This is a genomic window from Mesorhizobium koreense, assembly GCF_031656215.1.
Taxonomy (GTDB): Bacteria; Pseudomonadota; Alphaproteobacteria; order Rhizobiales; family Rhizobiaceae; genus Mesorhizobium_L; species Mesorhizobium_L koreense.
Map to the genome: position 1 here is coordinate 2,255,777 of NZ_CP134228.1, position 17,127 is coordinate 2,272,903.

The 17,127-nt window shown below is 64.7% G+C and carries 17 protein-coding genes; 16 read left to right on the top strand and 1 reads right to left on the bottom strand.

Annotation, left to right across the window (positions count from 1 at the left end; genetic code table 11):
- Positions 1–5: 5 nt before the first annotated feature.
- Genes RBH77_RS10690 through RBH77_RS10705 form a run of 4 tightly spaced genes read left to right on the top strand, consistent with a single transcriptional unit; the run spans position 6 to position 3,760 of the window.
- The gene (locus RBH77_RS10690; RefSeq protein ID WP_311032132.1) at positions 6–962 is read left to right on the top strand and encodes an ABC transporter permease; all 957 of its coding nucleotides are present in this window, start codon (positions 6–8) and stop codon (positions 960–962) included.
- The gene (locus RBH77_RS10695; RefSeq protein ID WP_311032134.1) at positions 955–1,833 is read left to right on the top strand and encodes an ABC transporter permease; all 879 of its coding nucleotides are present in this window, start codon (positions 955–957) and stop codon (positions 1,831–1,833) included. Before RBH77_RS10690 ends, RBH77_RS10695 begins: the two co-directional genes overlap by 8 nt.
- The gene (locus RBH77_RS10700) at positions 1,830–2,789 is read left to right on the top strand and encodes an ABC transporter ATP-binding protein (protein ID WP_311032135.1); all 960 of its coding nucleotides are present in this window, start codon (positions 1,830–1,832) and stop codon (positions 2,787–2,789) included. The genes RBH77_RS10695 and RBH77_RS10700 overlap by 4 nt, the downstream gene beginning before the upstream one ends.
- On the top strand, positions 2,786–3,760 hold the full coding sequence (locus RBH77_RS10705; RefSeq protein ID WP_311032136.1) for an ABC transporter ATP-binding protein: 975 nt from the start codon (positions 2,786–2,788) through the stop codon (positions 3,758–3,760). The genes RBH77_RS10700 and RBH77_RS10705 overlap by 4 nt, the downstream gene beginning before the upstream one ends.
- Before the next feature lie 157 nt (positions 3,761–3,917).
- Here RBH77_RS10705 and RBH77_RS10710 read toward each other — a convergent pair whose 3' ends face one another.
- Entirely contained in the window at positions 3,918–4,466 is a 549-nt protein-coding gene (locus tag RBH77_RS10710) for a nuclear transport factor 2 family protein (RefSeq protein WP_311032138.1), read from the bottom strand.
- 85 nt (positions 4,467–4,551) lie between these two features.
- Between RBH77_RS10710 and RBH77_RS10715 the strand changes: the two genes are divergently transcribed.
- From RBH77_RS10715 to RBH77_RS10770, 12 genes are all read left to right on the top strand, one after another.
- Positions 4,552–5,463 (top strand): GntR family transcriptional regulator, encoded by a 912-nt coding sequence (locus RBH77_RS10715; protein ID WP_311032140.1) that lies wholly within the window; start codon positions 4,552–4,554, stop codon positions 5,461–5,463.
- A gap of 2 nt (positions 5,464–5,465) precedes the next feature.
- Positions 5,466–6,713 (top strand): ABC transporter substrate-binding protein, encoded by a 1,248-nt coding sequence (locus tag RBH77_RS10720; protein ID WP_311032141.1) that lies wholly within the window; start codon positions 5,466–5,468, stop codon positions 6,711–6,713.
- A 65-nt stretch (positions 6,714–6,778) separates the two neighbouring features.
- The gene (locus RBH77_RS10725) at positions 6,779–7,651 is read left to right on the top strand and encodes a branched-chain amino acid ABC transporter permease (protein WP_311032143.1); all 873 of its coding nucleotides are present in this window, start codon (positions 6,779–6,781) and stop codon (positions 7,649–7,651) included.
- A 5-nt stretch (positions 7,652–7,656) separates the two neighbouring features.
- Positions 7,657–8,643 carry a branched-chain amino acid ABC transporter permease gene (locus RBH77_RS10730; protein ID WP_311032144.1) on the top strand — a complete coding sequence of 329 codons (987 nt, stop codon included), beginning with the start codon at positions 7,657–7,659 and terminating at the stop codon, positions 8,641–8,643.
- Entirely contained in the window at positions 8,636–9,382 is a 747-nt protein-coding gene (locus RBH77_RS10735; RefSeq protein ID WP_311032146.1) for an ABC transporter ATP-binding protein, read from the top strand. The genes RBH77_RS10730 and RBH77_RS10735 overlap by 8 nt, the downstream gene beginning before the upstream one ends.
- Complete coding sequence (locus RBH77_RS10740) at positions 9,375–10,079, top strand: ABC transporter ATP-binding protein (protein ID WP_311032148.1); 705 nt, start codon at positions 9,375–9,377, stop codon at positions 10,077–10,079. The genes RBH77_RS10735 and RBH77_RS10740 overlap by 8 nt, the downstream gene beginning before the upstream one ends.
- Positions 10,079–11,356, top strand: coding sequence for a 3-isopropylmalate dehydratase large subunit (locus RBH77_RS10745; RefSeq protein ID WP_311032150.1), 1,278 nt, complete (start codon positions 10,079–10,081; stop codon positions 11,354–11,356). Before RBH77_RS10740 ends, RBH77_RS10745 begins: the two co-directional genes overlap by 1 nt.
- Positions 11,353–11,853: a LeuD/DmdB family oxidoreductase small subunit gene (locus tag RBH77_RS10750; RefSeq protein ID WP_311032152.1), complete on the top strand. Its 501-nt coding sequence runs from the start codon at positions 11,353–11,355 to the stop codon at positions 11,851–11,853. The genes RBH77_RS10745 and RBH77_RS10750 overlap by 4 nt, the downstream gene beginning before the upstream one ends.
- Positions 11,853–12,719: an isocitrate lyase/PEP mutase family protein gene (locus RBH77_RS10755; RefSeq protein WP_311032153.1), complete on the top strand. Its 867-nt coding sequence runs from the start codon at positions 11,853–11,855 to the stop codon at positions 12,717–12,719. Before RBH77_RS10750 ends, RBH77_RS10755 begins: the two co-directional genes overlap by 1 nt.
- Positions 12,716–14,455: a hydantoinase B/oxoprolinase family protein gene (locus tag RBH77_RS10760; protein WP_311032503.1), complete on the top strand. Its 1,740-nt coding sequence runs from the start codon at positions 12,716–12,718 to the stop codon at positions 14,453–14,455. The genes RBH77_RS10755 and RBH77_RS10760 overlap by 4 nt, the downstream gene beginning before the upstream one ends.
- On the top strand, positions 14,452–16,509 hold the full coding sequence (locus tag RBH77_RS10765; protein ID WP_311032155.1) for a hydantoinase/oxoprolinase family protein: 2,058 nt from the start codon (positions 14,452–14,454) through the stop codon (positions 16,507–16,509). The genes RBH77_RS10760 and RBH77_RS10765 overlap by 4 nt, the downstream gene beginning before the upstream one ends.
- Complete coding sequence (locus RBH77_RS10770) at positions 16,509–17,126, top strand: cysteine hydrolase family protein (RefSeq protein WP_311032156.1); 618 nt, start codon at positions 16,509–16,511, stop codon at positions 17,124–17,126. Before RBH77_RS10765 ends, RBH77_RS10770 begins: the two co-directional genes overlap by 1 nt.
- Position 17,127: the final 1 nt, after the last annotated feature.

Genomic DNA, 17,127 nt, shown 5'->3' on the forward strand with positions numbered 1-17,127 from the left:
ACGGAATGGCACGTTTCCTGATCAACCGGCTGGTGCAGTCGGCCATTCTGTTGCTCGGCGTTTCGATTGTCGGCTTCGCGCTGATGCATCTGGCGCCGGGCGGCCCGTTGGCACTCTACACACTGAATCCCACGGTCACCGCGCAGGATATCGAGCGCGTCAAGGTGCTGTTCGGCCTCGACCAGCCTGTCTATGTCCAATACCTGAAATGGGCGGCGGGCATGGTGACCGGGAACTGGGGGTTCAGTTTCTTCGGCGGCCAGCCTGTCCGCGACATCGTGCTCGACCGCGTGCCGGCAACGCTGCTCCTGATGGGGACGGCGCTGGCGCTGGCGTTGGTGATCGGCGTGGCGATCGGCATCCTGTCGGCGGTGCGCCGTAATTCGGTCTTCGACTATGCGAGCGCAGTAGGCTCGATGGTGGCGCTTTCGCTACCCACCTTCTGGTTTGGCCTGCTCGCCATCTTCACCTTTGCGCAAACGCTGGAATGGCTGCCGGCCGGCGGCATTGCCAGTATCGGAGGCGGCGGCTTCCTCGATCGTCTGGAACATCTCATCTTGCCCGTCATCGTGCTGGCACTGGTGCTGGTGGCGCAGTGGAGCCGCTATACGCGTTCCTCCATGCTGGAGATCCTCGATCAGGATTTCGTCCGCACGGCGCGGGCGAAGGGCATCAAGCCCTCGCGCGTACTGCTGAATCACGGTTTACGCGCCGCGCTGGTTCCGCTTGTGACGCTTGCCGGCCTGCAAATACCGCTGCTGGTCGGCGGAGCGCTGGTCACCGAGACGGTGTTCAGTTGGCCGGGCATGGGCATGCTGTTTCTCAGCGTGCTCAACACGCGCGACTATCCGGTGCTGATGGCCATCCTCATGGTCGGCGCGTTCATGGTCGTGCTCGGCAATCTTCTGGCCGATATTCTCGTCGCCTTCATCGATCCCAGGGTGAAACTCGGCTATGGCTGACGCCGCCTTCACCCCTCCCATGATCGTGCCGCCGCGCGCCGGCGTGCTGAAGCGCCTGCTGCGCCATCGGCTGTCCATACTGGCGCTGATCGTGCTGGCGATCCTGATCGTCGGTTCGGCCGGTGCGCACTGGCTCGCGCCGCACGACCCGGAGGAACTCGACATCGCCAACCGCTATGCCCCACCGCTTACGGCAGGGCACATATTGGGCAGCGACGATCTCGGCCGCGATGTGCTGACACGGCTGATGTATGCCGGCCAGATATCGCTTTCCGTGGGCATCGCGGCGATGCTGGTGACGGTCGTGGTCGGCTTCTCGGTCGGCGCGTTCGCGGCCTATTACGGCCGGTGGGTCGGGACGCTTCTGATGCGGCTCACCGATATCATGCTGTGTTTCCCGAGCGTCTTCCTGCTGCTTTTCGTCGCCGCCTTCGTCACGCCTAGTCTGACCTCGATGGCATTGATGATCGGCCTGACCTGCTGGATGGAAATCGCCCGGATCGTCTATTCGCAGATCCTTGTGCTTAAATCGGCCGATTTCATCGCCGCCGCGCAGATGGTCGGCGCGCCGTCCTGGCGCATCATCCTGCGTCAGATCCTGCCGAACACCATGGCTCCGCTTCTGGTCGCCGCGACGCTCAATACGGCCAACGCGATCCTGCTCGAGAGCTATATCAGCTTCCTCGGCTACGGCATCCAGCCGCCGGCGGCGAGTTGGGGCAACATGCTGACCAACGCCCAGAGCGATTTCCAGGTCGATCCCTGGCTCGCCGTCTTCCCAGGGATTGCCATTACGCTCGCCGTTACCAGCTTCAACTTCATCGGCGACGGCTTGCGCGACGCGCTTGACCCGAAGATGCGCGACCGATGAGCGAACCGTCCCAGGAAGCACCGTTGCTGGAGGTTGACGGGCTTGCTGTCGCCTTCGGTCCGTCGACGGCCGTCGACGGCATTTCATTCAATGTCCGGAAGGGGGAAACGCTCGGGCTGGTGGGCGAAAGCGGCTGCGGCAAGTCCACCACCGCGCTGGCGCTGATGCGGCTCCTGCGCGATGCCAGGATAGAAGGCACGGCGCGCCTCGGCGGCGAGGACCTGATGACGCTGGATGAGGCGGCGATACGCAGACGGCGCGGCGCCGATATCGCGATGATCTTCCAGGATCCGGGCACCGCGCTTCACCCGATGATCCGCGTCGGCGACCAGATCATCGAAGTGTTGCGCGCGCACCTGGATATCACGAGGGACGAGGCGCGCGAGCGCGCGATCGGCCTCCTGCGCAAGGTCGGCATCGCCGCGCCCGAGCAACGCATCGATGCCTATCCGCATGAGATGTCGGGCGGCATGTGCCAGCGCGTCATGATCGCGATCGCCATCGCCTGCTCGCCGCGCCTTTTGCTCGCGGACGAACCGACCACGGCTCTCGACGTCACGGTGCAGGCGCAAATCCTCGATCTTCTGCGCGACGTGGCGGACGAGGCCGGGATGGGCGTGATCCTAATCACCCACGATCTCGGCGTGGTCGCCGGCATGACGGACCGCGTGGCGGTGATGTATGCCGGAAAGATCGTCGAACTGGCGCCGACGGAGGCGCTGTTCGCGGAGCCGAAGCATCCCTATACGAATGGCCTCTTGAATTGCATTCCCAAGCTCGACAGCGGCTGGGACGAGCCGGTGCCGGCCATTCCCGGAAGCGTACAGGGCGCAATGCAATTGAAGGGCTGCCGCTTCGCGCCGCGCTGCGCCCTGGCGAGCGAGCTCTGCGCGGCCGAGCCAAAGCTGAGAGAGACAGGCGAAGGCCATTTCGTGGCATGCTGGAACGCGCCATGAGCGAAGCGCTGATCGAAGCCGTTGGCATCTCGCGGCACTATCATCTCAGCGGCGGGCGTATGCTGCGAGCCCTGGACGGGATCGATCTCGGAGTCGGACGTGGAGCGACCCTCGGCCTCGTCGGCGAGAGCGGTAGCGGCAAGAGCACGCTCGGGCGGACGCTCGTCGGCCTCCAGACGCCGACCCTTGGCACCATACGTTTCGAGGGGAAGGATACGGGCGCACCGGACGCCGTCGCGTTGAAGCGGCTGCGGCAGCAGCGGCAGATCATCTTCCAGGACCCCTCGGGCGCGCTCAATCCGCGCATGACGATCGGGGACACCATCGTCGAGCATCTGCGCGTGCAGGGCTGGTCGCGTCCCGACGCACGCCGACAGGCCTCTGTCGTCATCGAGCAGGCCGGCCTGCCTGCCGCCTTCCTTACGCGCTATCCGCACGAGATATCGGGCGGCCAGCGTCAGCGAGCGGTGATCGCCCGCGCCATCAGCACCGATCCGGCCTTCATCGTCGCCGACGAACCGGTTTCGGCCCTCGACGTTTCGACCCGCGCGCAAATCATGAATCTTCTGCGCGAACTACAGGCCGAACGCGGGCTGACGATGCTCTTCATCAGCCATGATCTGAGCGTCGTGGCGCATATGTGCCGCGACGTCGCGGTGATGTATCTGGGGCGCATCGTGGAGCTTGCACCGCGTTCGGCGCTGTTCAAGGCGCCGCGGCATCCCTATACGGCGGCGCTTCTGTCGGCGATCCCGCTGCCCGATCCGGTGCGCGAGCGCAACCGGGTCCGGGCCAGGCTGCAGGGCGAGACCCCCGATCCGTCGGCTGTTCCGAGCGGCTGCCGCTTCCACCCCAGATGCCCGCGGGCGACGGAACTCTGCCGCACGGCCGATCCGGAGATCCGGCCGGTCGATCCCGGCCATCAGGTCGCCTGCCACCACCCGCTTGGACCAAATACATCCGATACGTGAGATTACTGCGCGCCACGCTCTCGGGTTGGCGTGTTGGCATCCGAAAAGCAAAAGAAATCAGCCACTTCATCGCTTCGATAAAGGCGATGAATCACGAACTCTTCATGGGAATCGCGCCAACGGGCCAGGCTCCAAACCCGTCAAGGTTCTTTGCTTGTCAGGCCCGCAAGTCGTTCCAGACTTTCTGGTCCAGCAACTTGCCGTCCCCGACGGTGAAACGGTCGATGAAGCGGATGCCCTCGAAGGGCTCGCCGTCCGGCCATTCGCCGGAAAGTTTGCCAAAGCAATAGACGACCGTCCCGGTCTCGCCGAAACACTCGTCGAAGGCTTCGTAGCTCTTCTTCACGAAGCGGTAGCGCGGGCGGCTCCAGGCGACGAGGTCCTCCAGCGCGCCGAATTCCGCGCTGCCGGGAAAAATCATCCGGAAATCGTCGGCGAGAAACGTCCTGGCCGCCGCGAGGTCGCGCCTCTCCATCGCCGAAAGGAACGCCTGGACGGTTTCGGCAGGCGTCGGGAGGGGCTTGCCGGGCATCCTGGAGACGCGGCCGCGCATGTAGCTCGTCGGTTTCACTTCCTCGATCGCCACAATTATGCCGTCAAGCGGAGCCGCGACTGTTGCGCGAACGGCGTCCGTCAGGCGTCGCGACAGGCTCGACCGCACCTCGTCTCCATAGCCTTCGATCAGGGTGACACGGACGACCGGCATTTTCCCTCCTCGCGCAGGATCGGGCGGAGAGCCCGTTGACAACATGGTATATTGATATACCAATGAGAGCAACAGGGAGGAACGATTGCCCGGAGATGGCAACGACATCGGGGTAACAGGCGTGGCGGGCGCGCGGCTCGACGCCAATACGCGTGTGCCACTCTACCATCAGCTTTTCGTCCTTTTGCGCAACCGCATCTATGCGGGCGAATTGAGGGCCGGGGAGCTTGTCTCCGGCGAGCAGGAACTGTGCGGCGCGTTCGGCGTCTCGCGCATCACCGCCAAGCGGGCGTTGAACGAGCTTGCCAATGCCGGCCTGGTCGTTCGCGAGCGGGGCAAGGGAACGCGCGTGGTCAAGCGCCCGCCGCCGCCGGCCGTCACTTCCTCCATCGAAGGGTGGCTCGAGAACATCTCGCTGATGGGCATCGCCACCGAAGCGCGTGTCCTTGAATTCGGCTATGTTCCGGCGAGCGAGGATATAGCCCAGGCATTGGAACTGGCCTCCGGGACCGAGGTGCAGCGCGCGGTTCGCGTTCGCATTCTCAACGGCGAGCCGATGTCTTATCTGGTCACCTACGTTCCGAGCGATATCGGCCGCCAGTACGATAGGGAAGATCTCAACAAGCGGCCGCTGCTGAACCTTCTTGAGAGAGCCGGCGTGGAAGTCGCTTCCGCGCGCCAGACGATATCCGCGAGCGTCGCCGATTCCCAGGTTGCAACGGCGCTCTCGACGCATGCCGGCGCCCCATTGATCGAAGTTCGCCGCGTCGTGCGGGACACCGGAGGCAGGCCCGTCGAGTATATCCGGGTGCTCTATCGTCCCGATCTCTACCGTTTCGAAATGTCCATGCGCCGCGTCCGCGAGAAGGAAGGCATGCGCTGGGCAACGTTACCTTCGGCGCCGATCCCGGCCGGCGAGGAGGAAATGTCAATTCTACCGGGGAACAGGATGGATCCGGACAGGCAACGAACCGTCCGGGCCGGAAACAGGAGGTGAAGATGAGCGAGTTTTCCAAGCGACGCATTACGGCCGGGGCGGGCGTGAACCGCCGGGTGTTCCTGGCGGCAGGTAGCGCCGCGGTCGGACTGGGGATCACCGGATTCCCCGCCGTTCTGAGGGCCGAGTCTCAATCGGTGAAGATCGGCCTGATCCACCCGGTGACGGGAGCCATTTCCTTCTCGGGAACGCAGTGCCGGGCCGGGGCGCAGTTGGCGATCGCCGATATCAACGCCGCCGGCGGCATCAAGTCGCTGGGTGGGGCCAAGATCGAGGGTGTGCTGGGCGACAGCCAGGGCAAGCCGGAAATCGGTGCGTCGGAAGTCGACAAGATGGTCGAGCAGGGCGTGGCCGGCATCGTCGCGGGCTATTCCTCCGCCATCTCGCTCGCGACCTCGCAGGAGGCGGCCAAATCCAACACACCGCATGTGGTCGACGTCGGCGTTTCGGACGAGATCATCAAGCGCGGCCTGAAGAACACGTTCCGTCTCGCCCCCGGCTACGGAACGGTGTCGGGGATCGCAGTCGACAACCTCGACAAGATCAACAAGGCCGCCGGCTCGATCGCCAAGACGGCGGTTGTCGTGCACGAGGATTCGCTTTTCGGCACCGGCACGGCGAAGCTCCTGTCCGCGCAATTGCCGAAGATCGGCATCGAACTGGTCGATGTCATCAAGCACCCGACGCCGACGCGCGACTTCACCAATATCGTGTTGCAGATCAAGGCGAAGAACCCGGACCTGATCATCCCCGCAAACTACTATAACGAATATGTGTTGTTCGCCCGCACACTCAGGCAGCAGCAGGTGAAGGCGAAGGGCATCTATTCGGTCCTCGGCGGGGCGGCGTCGAACTACAAGTTCGTCCACGATTTCCCCGAGGCCGCGGAAGGGATCATGGATTGTAACCATTGGTTCAATCCGAAATCCGACCTCGCCTTGCAGCGCAAGAAGGCAGCCGAGGCTAAGGGCCTGATCTACACCTACGAGGTGTTCCTGACCTATAATGCCGTTGCGCTCCTGGCGGATGCCATCGACCGGGCCGGCTCGACCGACAAGGACAAGGTCATCGAGGCGCTTGCCGCTTCCACCTGGGACAAGCATGGCATGCCCTACGGCCCGACCAAGTTCGTCAATGGCCAGAACGAGGGCGCCGCGCCGGCAAACACGCAGGTGCTCGGTGGCGAGATCGAGGTCATCTATCCGAAGGAATTCGCATCCGCCGATGCGGTCTTTCCGATGAAGAGCTGACCGACGCCACTGTCCCAACTCCGGACCGGGCACCAGCCCGGTCCCGAACGCCGAACCCGATCGATATGCCAGACAGCGCGATCCTGATCCCGTCCATTCTCAACGGCCTCACGATGGGGGCGCTTTATGCCCTCATCGCGCTCGGGCTGACGCTGATCTACGGCGTGCTGCACATCATCAATTTCGCGCATGGCGCGCTCCTGATGGTCGGCCTTTACGCGGCCTACTTCCTCAATGCGCGGTTCGGCATCGATCCCTATGTCGCGCTTTTGATCGTCCCGCCGCTGATGTTCGCCCTCGGCTATGCGCTCCAGCGCGGCATCATCGGAAGGGCAAGCCATGGCCGTGACGAGAACATCCTGCTGGCCACGCTCGGCCTCGCCATCGTCATCGAGAACCTCGCGCTTTATTTCTTCCGCTCAGACACGCGCACCATCGATGTGCCCTACGCCTTCGAGACGGTGAGCGTGCTTGGCGCCTTCATCCCGCTACCCAAGGTCGTCGCCTTTTTCGGCGCGCTTGTCACCGCCGCCTTCCTCTGGCTCTTCATGTCGCGGACCGCGACCGGTCGCGCCATCCGCGCCATCTCCAAGGAGCGCAAGGGCGCGGAACTCGTCGGCATCGATACCGAACATATCTATGGGCTGAGCTTCGGCCTCGGCATCGCCTGCCTGGGGGTCGCGGCGTGCCTGCTGCTGCCGACCTACTACGTAACGCCGCAAGTCGGCGAGGGCTTTATCCTCATCGCCTTCACCATCGTGGTGCTGGGAGGTATGGGCTCGTTCATCGGGGCGCTTCTGGGCGGCCTCATCATCGGAGTCGTCGAGGCCGTCAGCGGCCTCTATCTCGGCGAAAGCCTCGGCCAGATTGGCATTTTCGTGATCTTCATCCTCGTCCTCTTGTTCCGCCCGACGGGGCTGCTCGGGCACAAGGTCTGAGCCGCATGCGAAACCTCGTCATCCTCCTCGTCGTCTTTGCCGCGATCGCGACGGCGCCCTGGCTCATCCGCTCGGAGTTCTGGCTGAACCTCGTCATCATGACGCTCTACGGCGCGCTGCTCGGCCAATCCTGGAACATCCTCGGCGGTTATGGCGGGCAATTCTCCTTCGGCCATGCCGCTTTCTTCGGAACGGGAGCCTATGCGGTGGCTGTGCTGCAGATGAAATTCGACATCAATCCGTGGCTCGGCCTTGCGGGCGGCGCGGTGCTTGCCATGCTGGTTGCGGCCTTCATCGGATACTGCACCTTCCGCTACGGGCTGCGCGGTTCCTATTTCGCGCTGGTCACGCTGGCATTCGCCGAGGTTCTGCGCATCCTCGCCAATTCCTTCGACATCACCGGGGCCGGCGTCGGACTTCTGATCCCGCTCAGGCAGGAGGCATCCAACCTCCAGTTCCCCACCAAGACGGGCTTCTTCTTCCTCATCTGGGTGATGACGCTCGCGGCTTTCCTCGTGGTCTGGTGGATCGGCCATTCCCGTTTCGGCGCGCAGCTTACCGCCGTCCGCGACAATGAGGACGCGGCGCGCGCGCTCGGCGTCAACCCGTTCCGCGTCAAGATGGGCGCCATCGTCCTGTCGGGCCTTTTCTCAGGTCTCGCCGGCATCTTCTACGCCCAGTATTTCCTCTATCTCGACCCGAGCATCGCCTACGGCACGAGCGTTTCCATCGAAAGCCTGCTGGTGCCGATCATCGGCGGCATGGGAACGCTTTTCGGGCCGCTGCTCGGCGCGGTCGGCGTGCATTTCATTTCCGAGGTCACGCGCGAGACGATGGGAGACGCACCGGGCATCGCGCTGGCGCTTTACGGCACCGTACTGGTCCTGATGGTCATCTTCATGCCGCGCGGACTCGCGGGGCTCTTCCGCCGCTTCGGCTGGCGGCCCGCCCAACCGGAAAACAAGGCCGCGCCGGAGATCCGCCATGCTTGAGGTCGAGGGCCTTTCCAAGCATTTCGGAGGTGTGCGGGCCGCAAACGGCGTACGTCTGTCCCTCGAGGAGGGGAAGATTGCATCGCTGATCGGGCCGAACGGTGCCGGTAAGACGACGCTGTTTGCCATGATCACCGGCTTCCACAAGCCGGACGAGGGGAGGGTGCATTTCAACGGCGAGGACATTACCGGCCTCTCGCCGGAAGCGATCGCCCGACGCGGCATGGTGCGTACCTTCCAGATCGTTCAGCCCTTCGCCGGCCAAACCGTGCGCGAGAACATCGCGGTCGGCGCGCACCTGCGCATCGCCTCGCGGTCGCGCGCGCTCGCCAAGGCCGAGGAGGTGGCGCGTCGCGTCGGGCTCGGCGATCGGCTCGACATGGATGCGGCGGCACTTACGGGCGCAGGGCGCAAGCGGCTCGAAGTCGCGCGGGCGCTGGCAACGGAGCCGCGCCTGATCCTCTTCGACGAGGTGATGGCGGGGCTGAACCCGTCCGAGATCCGCGACGTCATTCCGGTCATCCGCGCGCTGCGCGATTCCGGCGTCACGATCCTGCTCATCGAGCATGTCATGCTGGCGGTGATGAGCCTTTCGGAACATACCTGGGTGTTGAGCGAGGGCGAGATCATCGCTGAGGGTGCCCCGGCCGATGTCGTCGCCGACCCTAAGGTCGTGGCCGCCTATCTCGGCGAGGGCATGGCCGCGCGCATGAAGCGGCGAGAGGCCGATCATGCTTGAAGTCTCGGGCATTCGTGGCGGCTACGGCGCTGTGGAAGTGCTTCGCGGGGTCGATCTCGGCATCGCGCAGGGCGAACTGGTGGCGCTGCTCGGTTCGAACGGCGTCGGCAAGACGACTTTTGCCGCCGCCCTTTCCGGCCTCGTTCGGTGCAGGAGCGGCAGCATCCGCTTCCAGAACCGTGAGATCGGCCATCTCGCACCGAGCGAGATCGTCGCGGCGGGACTGATACAGGTTCCGGAAGGTCGGCACATCTTTCCGAACCTGACGGTGAGGGAAAATCTGGAGCTCGGCGCCTATCGCCGCGCCGCGAAAAGCCTGGGCAAAAACCTCGGCGAAGTGCTCGATACCTTCCCACGGCTGAAGGAACGGCTGGCGCAGAAGGCGGGCACGCTTTCCGGCGGCGAGCAGCAGATGCTGGCGATCGGCCGCGCCATGATGGCGGAACCGGTACTGCTCGTTCTCGACGAACCGTCGATCGGCCTGTCGCCGCTACTGGTGGAAGAGATGTTCGCGCTGATCGGCCGGCTGAGGGAGCGCGGCCTGACGATCCTTCTGGTCGAGCAGAATGTGCTGCAATCGCTGGAGATCGCCGACCGCGCCTTCGTCATGGAGAATGGCGAGATCAGGTTGTCCGGCAAGGCTTCCGAAATGATGGACGATCCTGAACTCCAGCGTTCCTATCTGGGATTGGCATGATGGTGGCGACACTGGCGGAAAAGATCATCGCGCGTGCGGCCGGACGCCAGTCCGTCCGTCCGGGCGAGATCGTCACGGCCAAAATCGACCTTGCCATGATCCACGATTCGGGCGGCCCGCGCCGGGTCGAGCCGATCCTGAAGGATCTGGGCGTCGGGCTCTTCGATGCCGGCAAGGTGGTCCTGATCTCGGATCATTTTGTGCCGGGCGATACCGACGAGGGCGCGCGCATCCTCGAACTGACCCGGCAATGGGCGAAGGAGCGCAAGGTCGCCTTCCACGACGGCGAGGGCATCTGCCATGTCGTCCTGCCGGAGAAGGTGCATCTGAGGCCCGGCATGTTCGTCGTCGGCGGCGACAGCCATTCGCCGACCGGCGGCGCCTTCGGCTGTTACATGTTCGGCGTCGGAGCGACGGAGATGGCCGGCGTGTTGGCGACCGGCGAGATATGGCTGAAGGTGCCGGGCACCATCCGCATCGAATGGCAAGGCAGGCTCGGCCTTGGCGTGACCGCCAAGGATATCATGCTGGCGCTTTGCGGCCGCCTCGGCATGGACGGGGGCAAGTACCAGGCGGTCGAATATGCGGGCGAGGCGATTTCCGCGCTCTCCATGCAGGAGCGCATGACGCTTTCCAACATGGCGGCGGAACTTGGTGCGCAGGCCGGCCTGATCGGGCCCGACGAAACCACCGCGCGCTGGCTGGAAGGCGTTGGCAGTGATCCCGGAGACTGGTCCGGCCTGAAATCCGACCCGGAAGCGGCGCTCCTCGAACACCATGTCTTCGACGCCGCGGCGCTCGAGCCGCAGGTGGCCGCGCCGCATTCGCCGGCCAATGCCGCGCCGGTCGGCGATGCCCCTGCGACCCCGGTCGACGTCGCCTATATCGGCGCCTGTACGGGCGCGAAATATGACGATCTGAAACGCGCAGCCTCGATCCTGCGCGGACGCCATACGGCAGCCGGTACCGAACTGATGGTGGCGCCCTCTTCGCGCCGCGATCAGGACCGCGCGACGGACGAGGGCATCATGAAGATATTCGAGGATGCCGGCGCGCGCATCCTGCCCAATGCGTGCGGCATCTGCGCCGGCTACGGCGCGGACCGTCTCGGCGAGAATGTGACCTGTATTTCCTCCACAGCGCGCAACTTCAAGGGGCGCATGGGTGCGGCCTCGTCCAATGTGTGGCTGGCGTCGCCCTACACCGTCGCCGCCTCGGCCGTCGCCGGACGCATCGCCGACCCGCGCGAATTCCTGCGGGCGGGAGATGGGGCATGAGCGGGCGCATCTTCCTCTTCGGCGACGATATCGACACCGACCAGCTCGCGCCGGGCCAGTATATGAAGGGCGGGCTAGCAGAACTTGCCGCCCATTGCCTCGAAGCGGTCAGGCCGGATTTCCCGGCGAGTGTCGGACCCGGCGACATCGTGGTTGCCGGACGCAATTTCGGCATGGGCTCCTCGCGTGAGCAGGCGGCCGAGGCGCTGAAGTTTCTGGGCGTTGCCGCTGTCGTGGCGCGCTCGTTTGCCGGCATCTTCTATCGCAATGCCATCAATCTCGGCCTGCCGGTCATCGTGGCGGAAGGCGATCTCGGCGCCGTTCGCGACGGAGTGGAGGCGGTGCTCGATCTTGACGCGGGGCAATTGCAGCCGGCAGGCGCGGCGCCGATCGTGCTGGAGCCGCTGCCCGACAATCTGAAAGCGCTGCTCGCCGATGGCGGGCTGGTGCCGCATCTGAAGAAGCGCTTCGCAGCGGAGCGAGGCCAGGACTGGTAATGAAACTCAAACAAAGACTTGCAGAGAAGAAGATATTGGTTGCTCCAGGCATCTACGATGCGCTGACGGGGCTTATCGCGGAACAGGCGGGCGCCGAGGCGGTCTACCTTTCCGGGGCCTCGATCGCCTATACGCGGCTCGGCCGTTCGGATATCGGCCTTGTATCGATGAACGAGGTTGCCGACACGGTGGCGGCGGTCCGCGACCGCGTTTCGATCCCTATCGTTGTGGACGCCGACAACGGCTTCGGCAATGCGCTCAACGTGCAAAGGACGGTCCGCGTGTTCGAGCGCATGGGCGCGGCCGCACTTCAACTCGAGGATCAGACCATGCCGAAACGCTGCGGTCATCTCGACGGCAAGTCGCTGATTTCCAGCGAGGAGATGGCCGGTAAGATCCGCGCCGCCTGCGATGCACGCCATTCGGAGGATACGCTGATCATCGGCCGCACCGATGCGATCGCTGTCGAGGGGTTCGAAGCAGCGCTCGACCGCGCCGAGGCTTATGTGGAGGCGGGGGCCGATATTCTCTTCGTCGAGGCGCCGCAGTCGGTCGACCAGATCGAGAAGGTGGTTTCCCGGCTCGCCGGTCGTGTGCCGCTGATGGCGAACATGGTCGAAGGGGGTAAGACGCCCGCCGTCGACGCGGCGGGGCTGGAAAGGCTCGGCTACAGTTTTGTCATCTTTCCGGGCGGTATCGTCCGCGCCGTAGCAGCGACGGCGCGCGACTATTATTCCAACCTCGTGGGGGCCGGTTCCAACGCCGCCTTCCGCAACCGTATGTTCGATTTCTCCGGCCTGAACGAACTGATCGGCACGCCGGAGATGCTCGCGCTCGGCCATCGCTATGACGGGGAGCAGGCCTGATGCCGGTCGATGCGGTGACGCTCGCCATCCTGAAAGGCCGGCTTGAACAGATCGCGGACGAGATGGACGCAACCCTTTTCCGCTCGGCGTTCAATCCCATCATCGCCGAGGCGCATGACGCCTCGCACGGCATCTACGACGCGTTGAGCGGCGAGACGCTGGTCCAAGGCAAGTCGGGCCTGCCCATCTTCGTCGGCGTCATGGCCTTCGCCGTCAAGGCGGTCATCGACAAGGCCGCCGGGCGTGACGGGATCCATGAGGGTGACGTGTGGATCTTCAACGATCCTTATGAGGGCGGCACCCACCTTTCCGACTTCCGCCTGGTCAAGCCGGTGTTCCGCGACGGCAAGGTCTTCTGCTTCCTCGCCTCGGTCGGCCATTGGCACGATGTCGGCGGTAACGTGCCGGGCAATTACAACCCCGCCGCCACCGAATGTTTCCAGGAAGGCATGCTGATCCCGCCGGTGAAGCTGTTCGACCGCGGCCAGTTCCGCCAGGATGTCGTCGATATCGTCTCGGCGAATTCACGCCTGCCGATGTCGCTTTACGGCGACCTCAACGGCCAGATCAACGCGCTGGAACTGGGCGAGCGCCGCATGCACGTGCTGCTGGACGAATACGGTGCGGCGACGATTGCCGAAAGCCTTGCCGCGCTCAAGGCGCGGGCCGCCGAGATGATGCGCGCCCAGATCGCCGAACTGCCTCAAGGCACCGTCACCGCCGAGGATTTCCTCGACAATGACGGCATCGTCGATGAACCTTTGAAGATCGCGCTCGACCTGACGATCGAGAAGGACCGGATGGTGATGGATTTCACCCGCTCCTCGCCGGCCTGCGCCGGGCCGGTGAACATCTCGCGCTCCACGACGATCGCCGCCTGCTATGTCGCGCTGAAGCATATTTTCGGCGACGTGCCCGCCAATGCCGGCGTGCTGGAGCCGGTCGAGTTCCGCATCGACCCGGATTCGCTTCTCTCTGTGAAAGCGCCGAAACCCGTCGGCGGCTATACGGAGACCATCCTGCGCCTGATCGATGTCGTCTTCCAGGCCGTCGCCCGGATCGCGCCGGGGCCGGCCATGGCCTGCGCCTATGGCACGATCAATGCGCTGTCCCTTGCCGGCCATCGCTCAAACGGCCAGCGCTGGGTCATGTTCTCCTTCTTCGGCGGTGGCCATGGCGCGCATGGCGGAGGCGATGGCCTCAACCACGGCAACGCGCCGATCTCGACCGCCACCATCCCGCCGCTCGAAATCCTGGAGGCCGCCTATCCGGTACGCTTCACAAAATGGGCGCTCAGGCCGGATTCCGGCGGCCCCGGCCAGTATCGCGGAGGTCTCGGCGCAATCTACGAGATCGCGCTTCTGGAGAAGTCCGCCGACGTGTTCCTGTTCGGCGAGCGTGGCAAATACGCTCCGAGAGGCGTTGTCGACGGCGGTGAGGCTGCCGCAAACCATTTTGTCTACGAACAGGCGGACGGCGAGCATTCGCCGCCGATGGTGTCCAAGATGGTCGGCATCCATATCACCGAGGGGCAGAAGGTGCGGCTCGAAACGCCCGGGGGCGGTGGCTATGGCGAGCCGGCAACGCGCGATCCGGATGCCGTCGCGCGCGATGTCCGGCTGGGCTACGTCACGCCCGAAAAGGCTCTATCCGACTATCAGGTCGCGGTCGCCGACGACGGTACCGTCGATCGATCGGCAACAATGGAACTACGCAGCCGGGAGGCCGCAGCTTGAAGAATCCGATTTATGTCGTCGGCGTCGATGTCGGCGGCACGTTCACCGATATTTTCGTTCTCGACGAAGCGGCCGGCACGGTCGCGACCGTCAAGGTCCCCTCGACACGCGGCGACCAGTCCAGAGGCTTCGTGCAGGGCATCCGCCAGCGCGTCGCCGATTTTGCCGGGATCGCCACCATCGTCCACGGCACCACAGTCGGCACCAACGCGCTTCTGGAGCGCAAGGGCGCGCGCACCGGCATCATCACAACGGAAGGGTTCCGCGACGTGCTCGAAATGCGCCGGCGCGACCGACCGACCACCTGGGGACTGAAGGGCTCTTTCACGCCGGTGGTTGAGCGTACCGACCGGCTGGAGGTTTCCGAACGCGTGCTCGCGGACGGTTCGGTGCTGAAGGTGGTGGATGAGGAGGAGGTGCGGACGCAGGCGCGGGCGCTCGCCGAACGCGGTTGCGAGGCGGCTTGCGTGTTCTTCATCAACGGCTATGCCAACAACGACAATGAACGCCGGGCCGTTGAAGCCGTCCGCTCCGTCTGGCCCAACACATTCGTGACCTCGGCAACGGAAATCCTTCCTGAAATCAGGGAGTTCGAGCGCGTTTCTACCGCCACGCTCAATGCCTATCTGCAGCCGGTCGTGTCTTCCTATCTGGAGCGGTTGGAAACGGCGCTCGGCGAGGGCGGATTTGCGGGCGAACTGCTCATCGTCCAGTCGAATGGCGGCGTCATGTCGGCCGAGACGGCGCGGCGTTATCCGGTTCGCACCGCGCTGTCGGGACCTGCCGCCGGCGTCATCGCCGCGACCGCCATCGCCAGGGCGGCGGGGCTCGACAACATCATCACCTGTGACATGGGCGGGACCTCGTTCGACGTCTCGCTCGTGGCGGACGGAAAGGCGGCGCTGGCGGCCCAGACGGCGATCGATTTCGGCATGGTCGTGCGCACGCCGATGATCGAAATCACGACGATCGGTGCCGGCGGGGGCTCCATCGCCTCGATCGACAAGAGCGGGTTGCTGCGGGTCGGCCCCGAATCGGCTGGCTCCGACCCCGGACCCGTCTGCTACGGCCTTGGCAATGACCGGCCGACCGTTACGGACGCCAATCTGGTGCTCGGCCGGATCAACCCCGACAGGCCGATCGGCGGCAAACTAGACCGTCTCGACGTTGAGGCCGCGCGTGCCGCGATCGAACGCGAGATCGCCGTGCCGCTCGGCCTGTCCATAGAGGACGCCGCCGAATCCGTCCTCAGGCTCGCCAATGCCAAGATGGCCGGCGCCATACGCCTCGTCTCCATCGAGAAGGGCCACGACCCGGCGAAATTCGCCGCCATGCCCTTCGGCGGCGGCGGTGCGCTGCATGCGGGGGCGCTGATCGAGGAGGTCGGGCTCGGCTCGGCGCTGGTGCCACGCTTTCCGGGCGTGACTTCCGCGCTCGGCTGTGTCGTCGCCGACATGCGGCACGACCGCGTACAGACGGTGAACCGCCTGCTCGATGATCTCGATGCCGGCGAACTCGGCCGGCAGATGGCGGCCGTAGCCAGTGAGGCGGAAAGCATCCTTGAACGCTCTGCCACCGTATTTCAGCAGATCGACCGGCTGTTCGAACTCGACATGCTCTATCTCGGGCAGACTCATTCGGTCTCCGTGCCGATTTCCATCGGGGAGGGCGGGCTGACCGCCGCCGCGATCGATGCCGCGTTCGATACCGCCTATCTGGAGGCCTTCGGCCGGCTGCTCGACGGGATCCCGAAACGCGTCATGAATTTCCGCGTGGCAGTGGTCGGGCGCCGCCCTGACCTCGACATGAGGGTCTTCGCGCCGACCGGCGGAAAGCCGGCCGAGGCCTGCCGGACAGGCACAAGGCGTGTCTACGCCAAGGGCAGCTATCACGATGTTTTCGTTTACGAGCGTCTCGATCTGGCCGAAGGAGCATCGATCCGCGGGCCGGCCATACTGGAGCAGCCGGATACGACGATCTTCGTCGATCCGGGCCTATCCGCCGTGGTCGACGGGTTCGGCAATCTGATCATGCGCCGGGCAGGAGCCCGCTGATGTATGCCCACGCGCCCTTGCGTCCCCGGCATACCGCGCTTGTCATCGTCGACCTGCAGAACGATTTCGTCCATCCCGATGGCGCCTATGCGCGCGGCGGCAAGGAGAACGCCGACATTGCCGCGTTGCCGCTCCGCGTCCGCCCGGTCGCCGACGCGCTGCGCGCCAAGGGCGGCTGGGTCGTTTCCACGCATTTCACGCTCGTGCCGGGCAAGGGCGGGGAGCCCTTCATCTCGCCGCACCTGAAGGCCATGCGGCCGTTCCTGCGGAAAGGCGATTTCGCGCCCGGCAGTTGGGGTCATCAGTTGGTGGACGAATTGCAGCCTGCAGATCTTTCCATCGAAAAGGTCGCCTATTCCGCTTTCTACATGACGCGTCTGGAATGGGTGCTGAGGAAAGCCGCGATCGACACGCTCCTTTTTTGCGGCATCGTCACCAATGGCGGCGTGGCCTCGACGGTGCGGGATGCACACATCCGGGATTTCCCCGCGACGGTGCTTGCAGATGGCTGCGCGGCCTTCTCGCGCGAGACGCATGAGCGCGCCATCGGCGACCTTTCGACGGTGGCTCGTGTCATGAACTGCGCCGAGGCGGTCGACTGGATCGAGACGTCGTGAC

Bases quoted from the DNA above. Each gene is read 5' to 3' on its own strand.
- RBH77_RS10695 (WP_311032134.1), top strand. From the start codon at position 955: ATGGCTGACGCCGCCTTCACCCCTCCCATGATCGTGCCGCCGCGCGCC.
- RBH77_RS10690 (WP_311032132.1), top strand. From the start codon at position 6: ATGGCACGTTTCCTGATCAACCGGCTGGTGCAGTCGGCCATTCTGTTG.
- RBH77_RS10740 (WP_311032148.1), top strand. From the start codon at position 9,375: ATGCTTGAAGTCTCGGGCATTCGTGGCGGCTACGGCGCTGTGGAAGTG.
- RBH77_RS10745 (WP_311032150.1), top strand. From the start codon at position 10,079: ATGGTGGCGACACTGGCGGAAAAGATCATCGCGCGTGCGGCCGGACGC.
- RBH77_RS10750 (WP_311032152.1), top strand. From the start codon at position 11,353: ATGAGCGGGCGCATCTTCCTCTTCGGCGACGATATCGACACCGACCAG.
- RBH77_RS10730 (WP_311032144.1), top strand. From the start codon at position 7,657: ATGCGAAACCTCGTCATCCTCCTCGTCGTCTTTGCCGCGATCGCGACG.
- RBH77_RS10770 (WP_311032156.1), top strand. From the start codon at position 16,509: ATGTATGCCCACGCGCCCTTGCGTCCCCGGCATACCGCGCTTGTCATC.
- RBH77_RS10700 (WP_311032135.1), top strand. From the start codon at position 1,830: ATGAGCGAACCGTCCCAGGAAGCACCGTTGCTGGAGGTTGACGGGCTT.
- RBH77_RS10710 (WP_311032138.1), bottom strand. From the start codon at position 4,466: ATGCCGGTCGTCCGTGTCACCCTGATCGAAGGCTATGGAGACGAGGTG.
- RBH77_RS10725 (WP_311032143.1), top strand. From the start codon at position 6,779: ATGCCAGACAGCGCGATCCTGATCCCGTCCATTCTCAACGGCCTCACG.
- RBH77_RS10755 (WP_311032153.1), top strand. From the start codon at position 11,853: ATGAAACTCAAACAAAGACTTGCAGAGAAGAAGATATTGGTTGCTCCA.
- RBH77_RS10735 (WP_311032146.1), top strand. From the start codon at position 8,636: ATGCTTGAGGTCGAGGGCCTTTCCAAGCATTTCGGAGGTGTGCGGGCC.
- RBH77_RS10720 (WP_311032141.1), top strand. From the start codon at position 5,466: ATGAGCGAGTTTTCCAAGCGACGCATTACGGCCGGGGCGGGCGTGAAC.
- RBH77_RS10705 (WP_311032136.1), top strand. From the start codon at position 2,786: ATGAGCGAAGCGCTGATCGAAGCCGTTGGCATCTCGCGGCACTATCAT.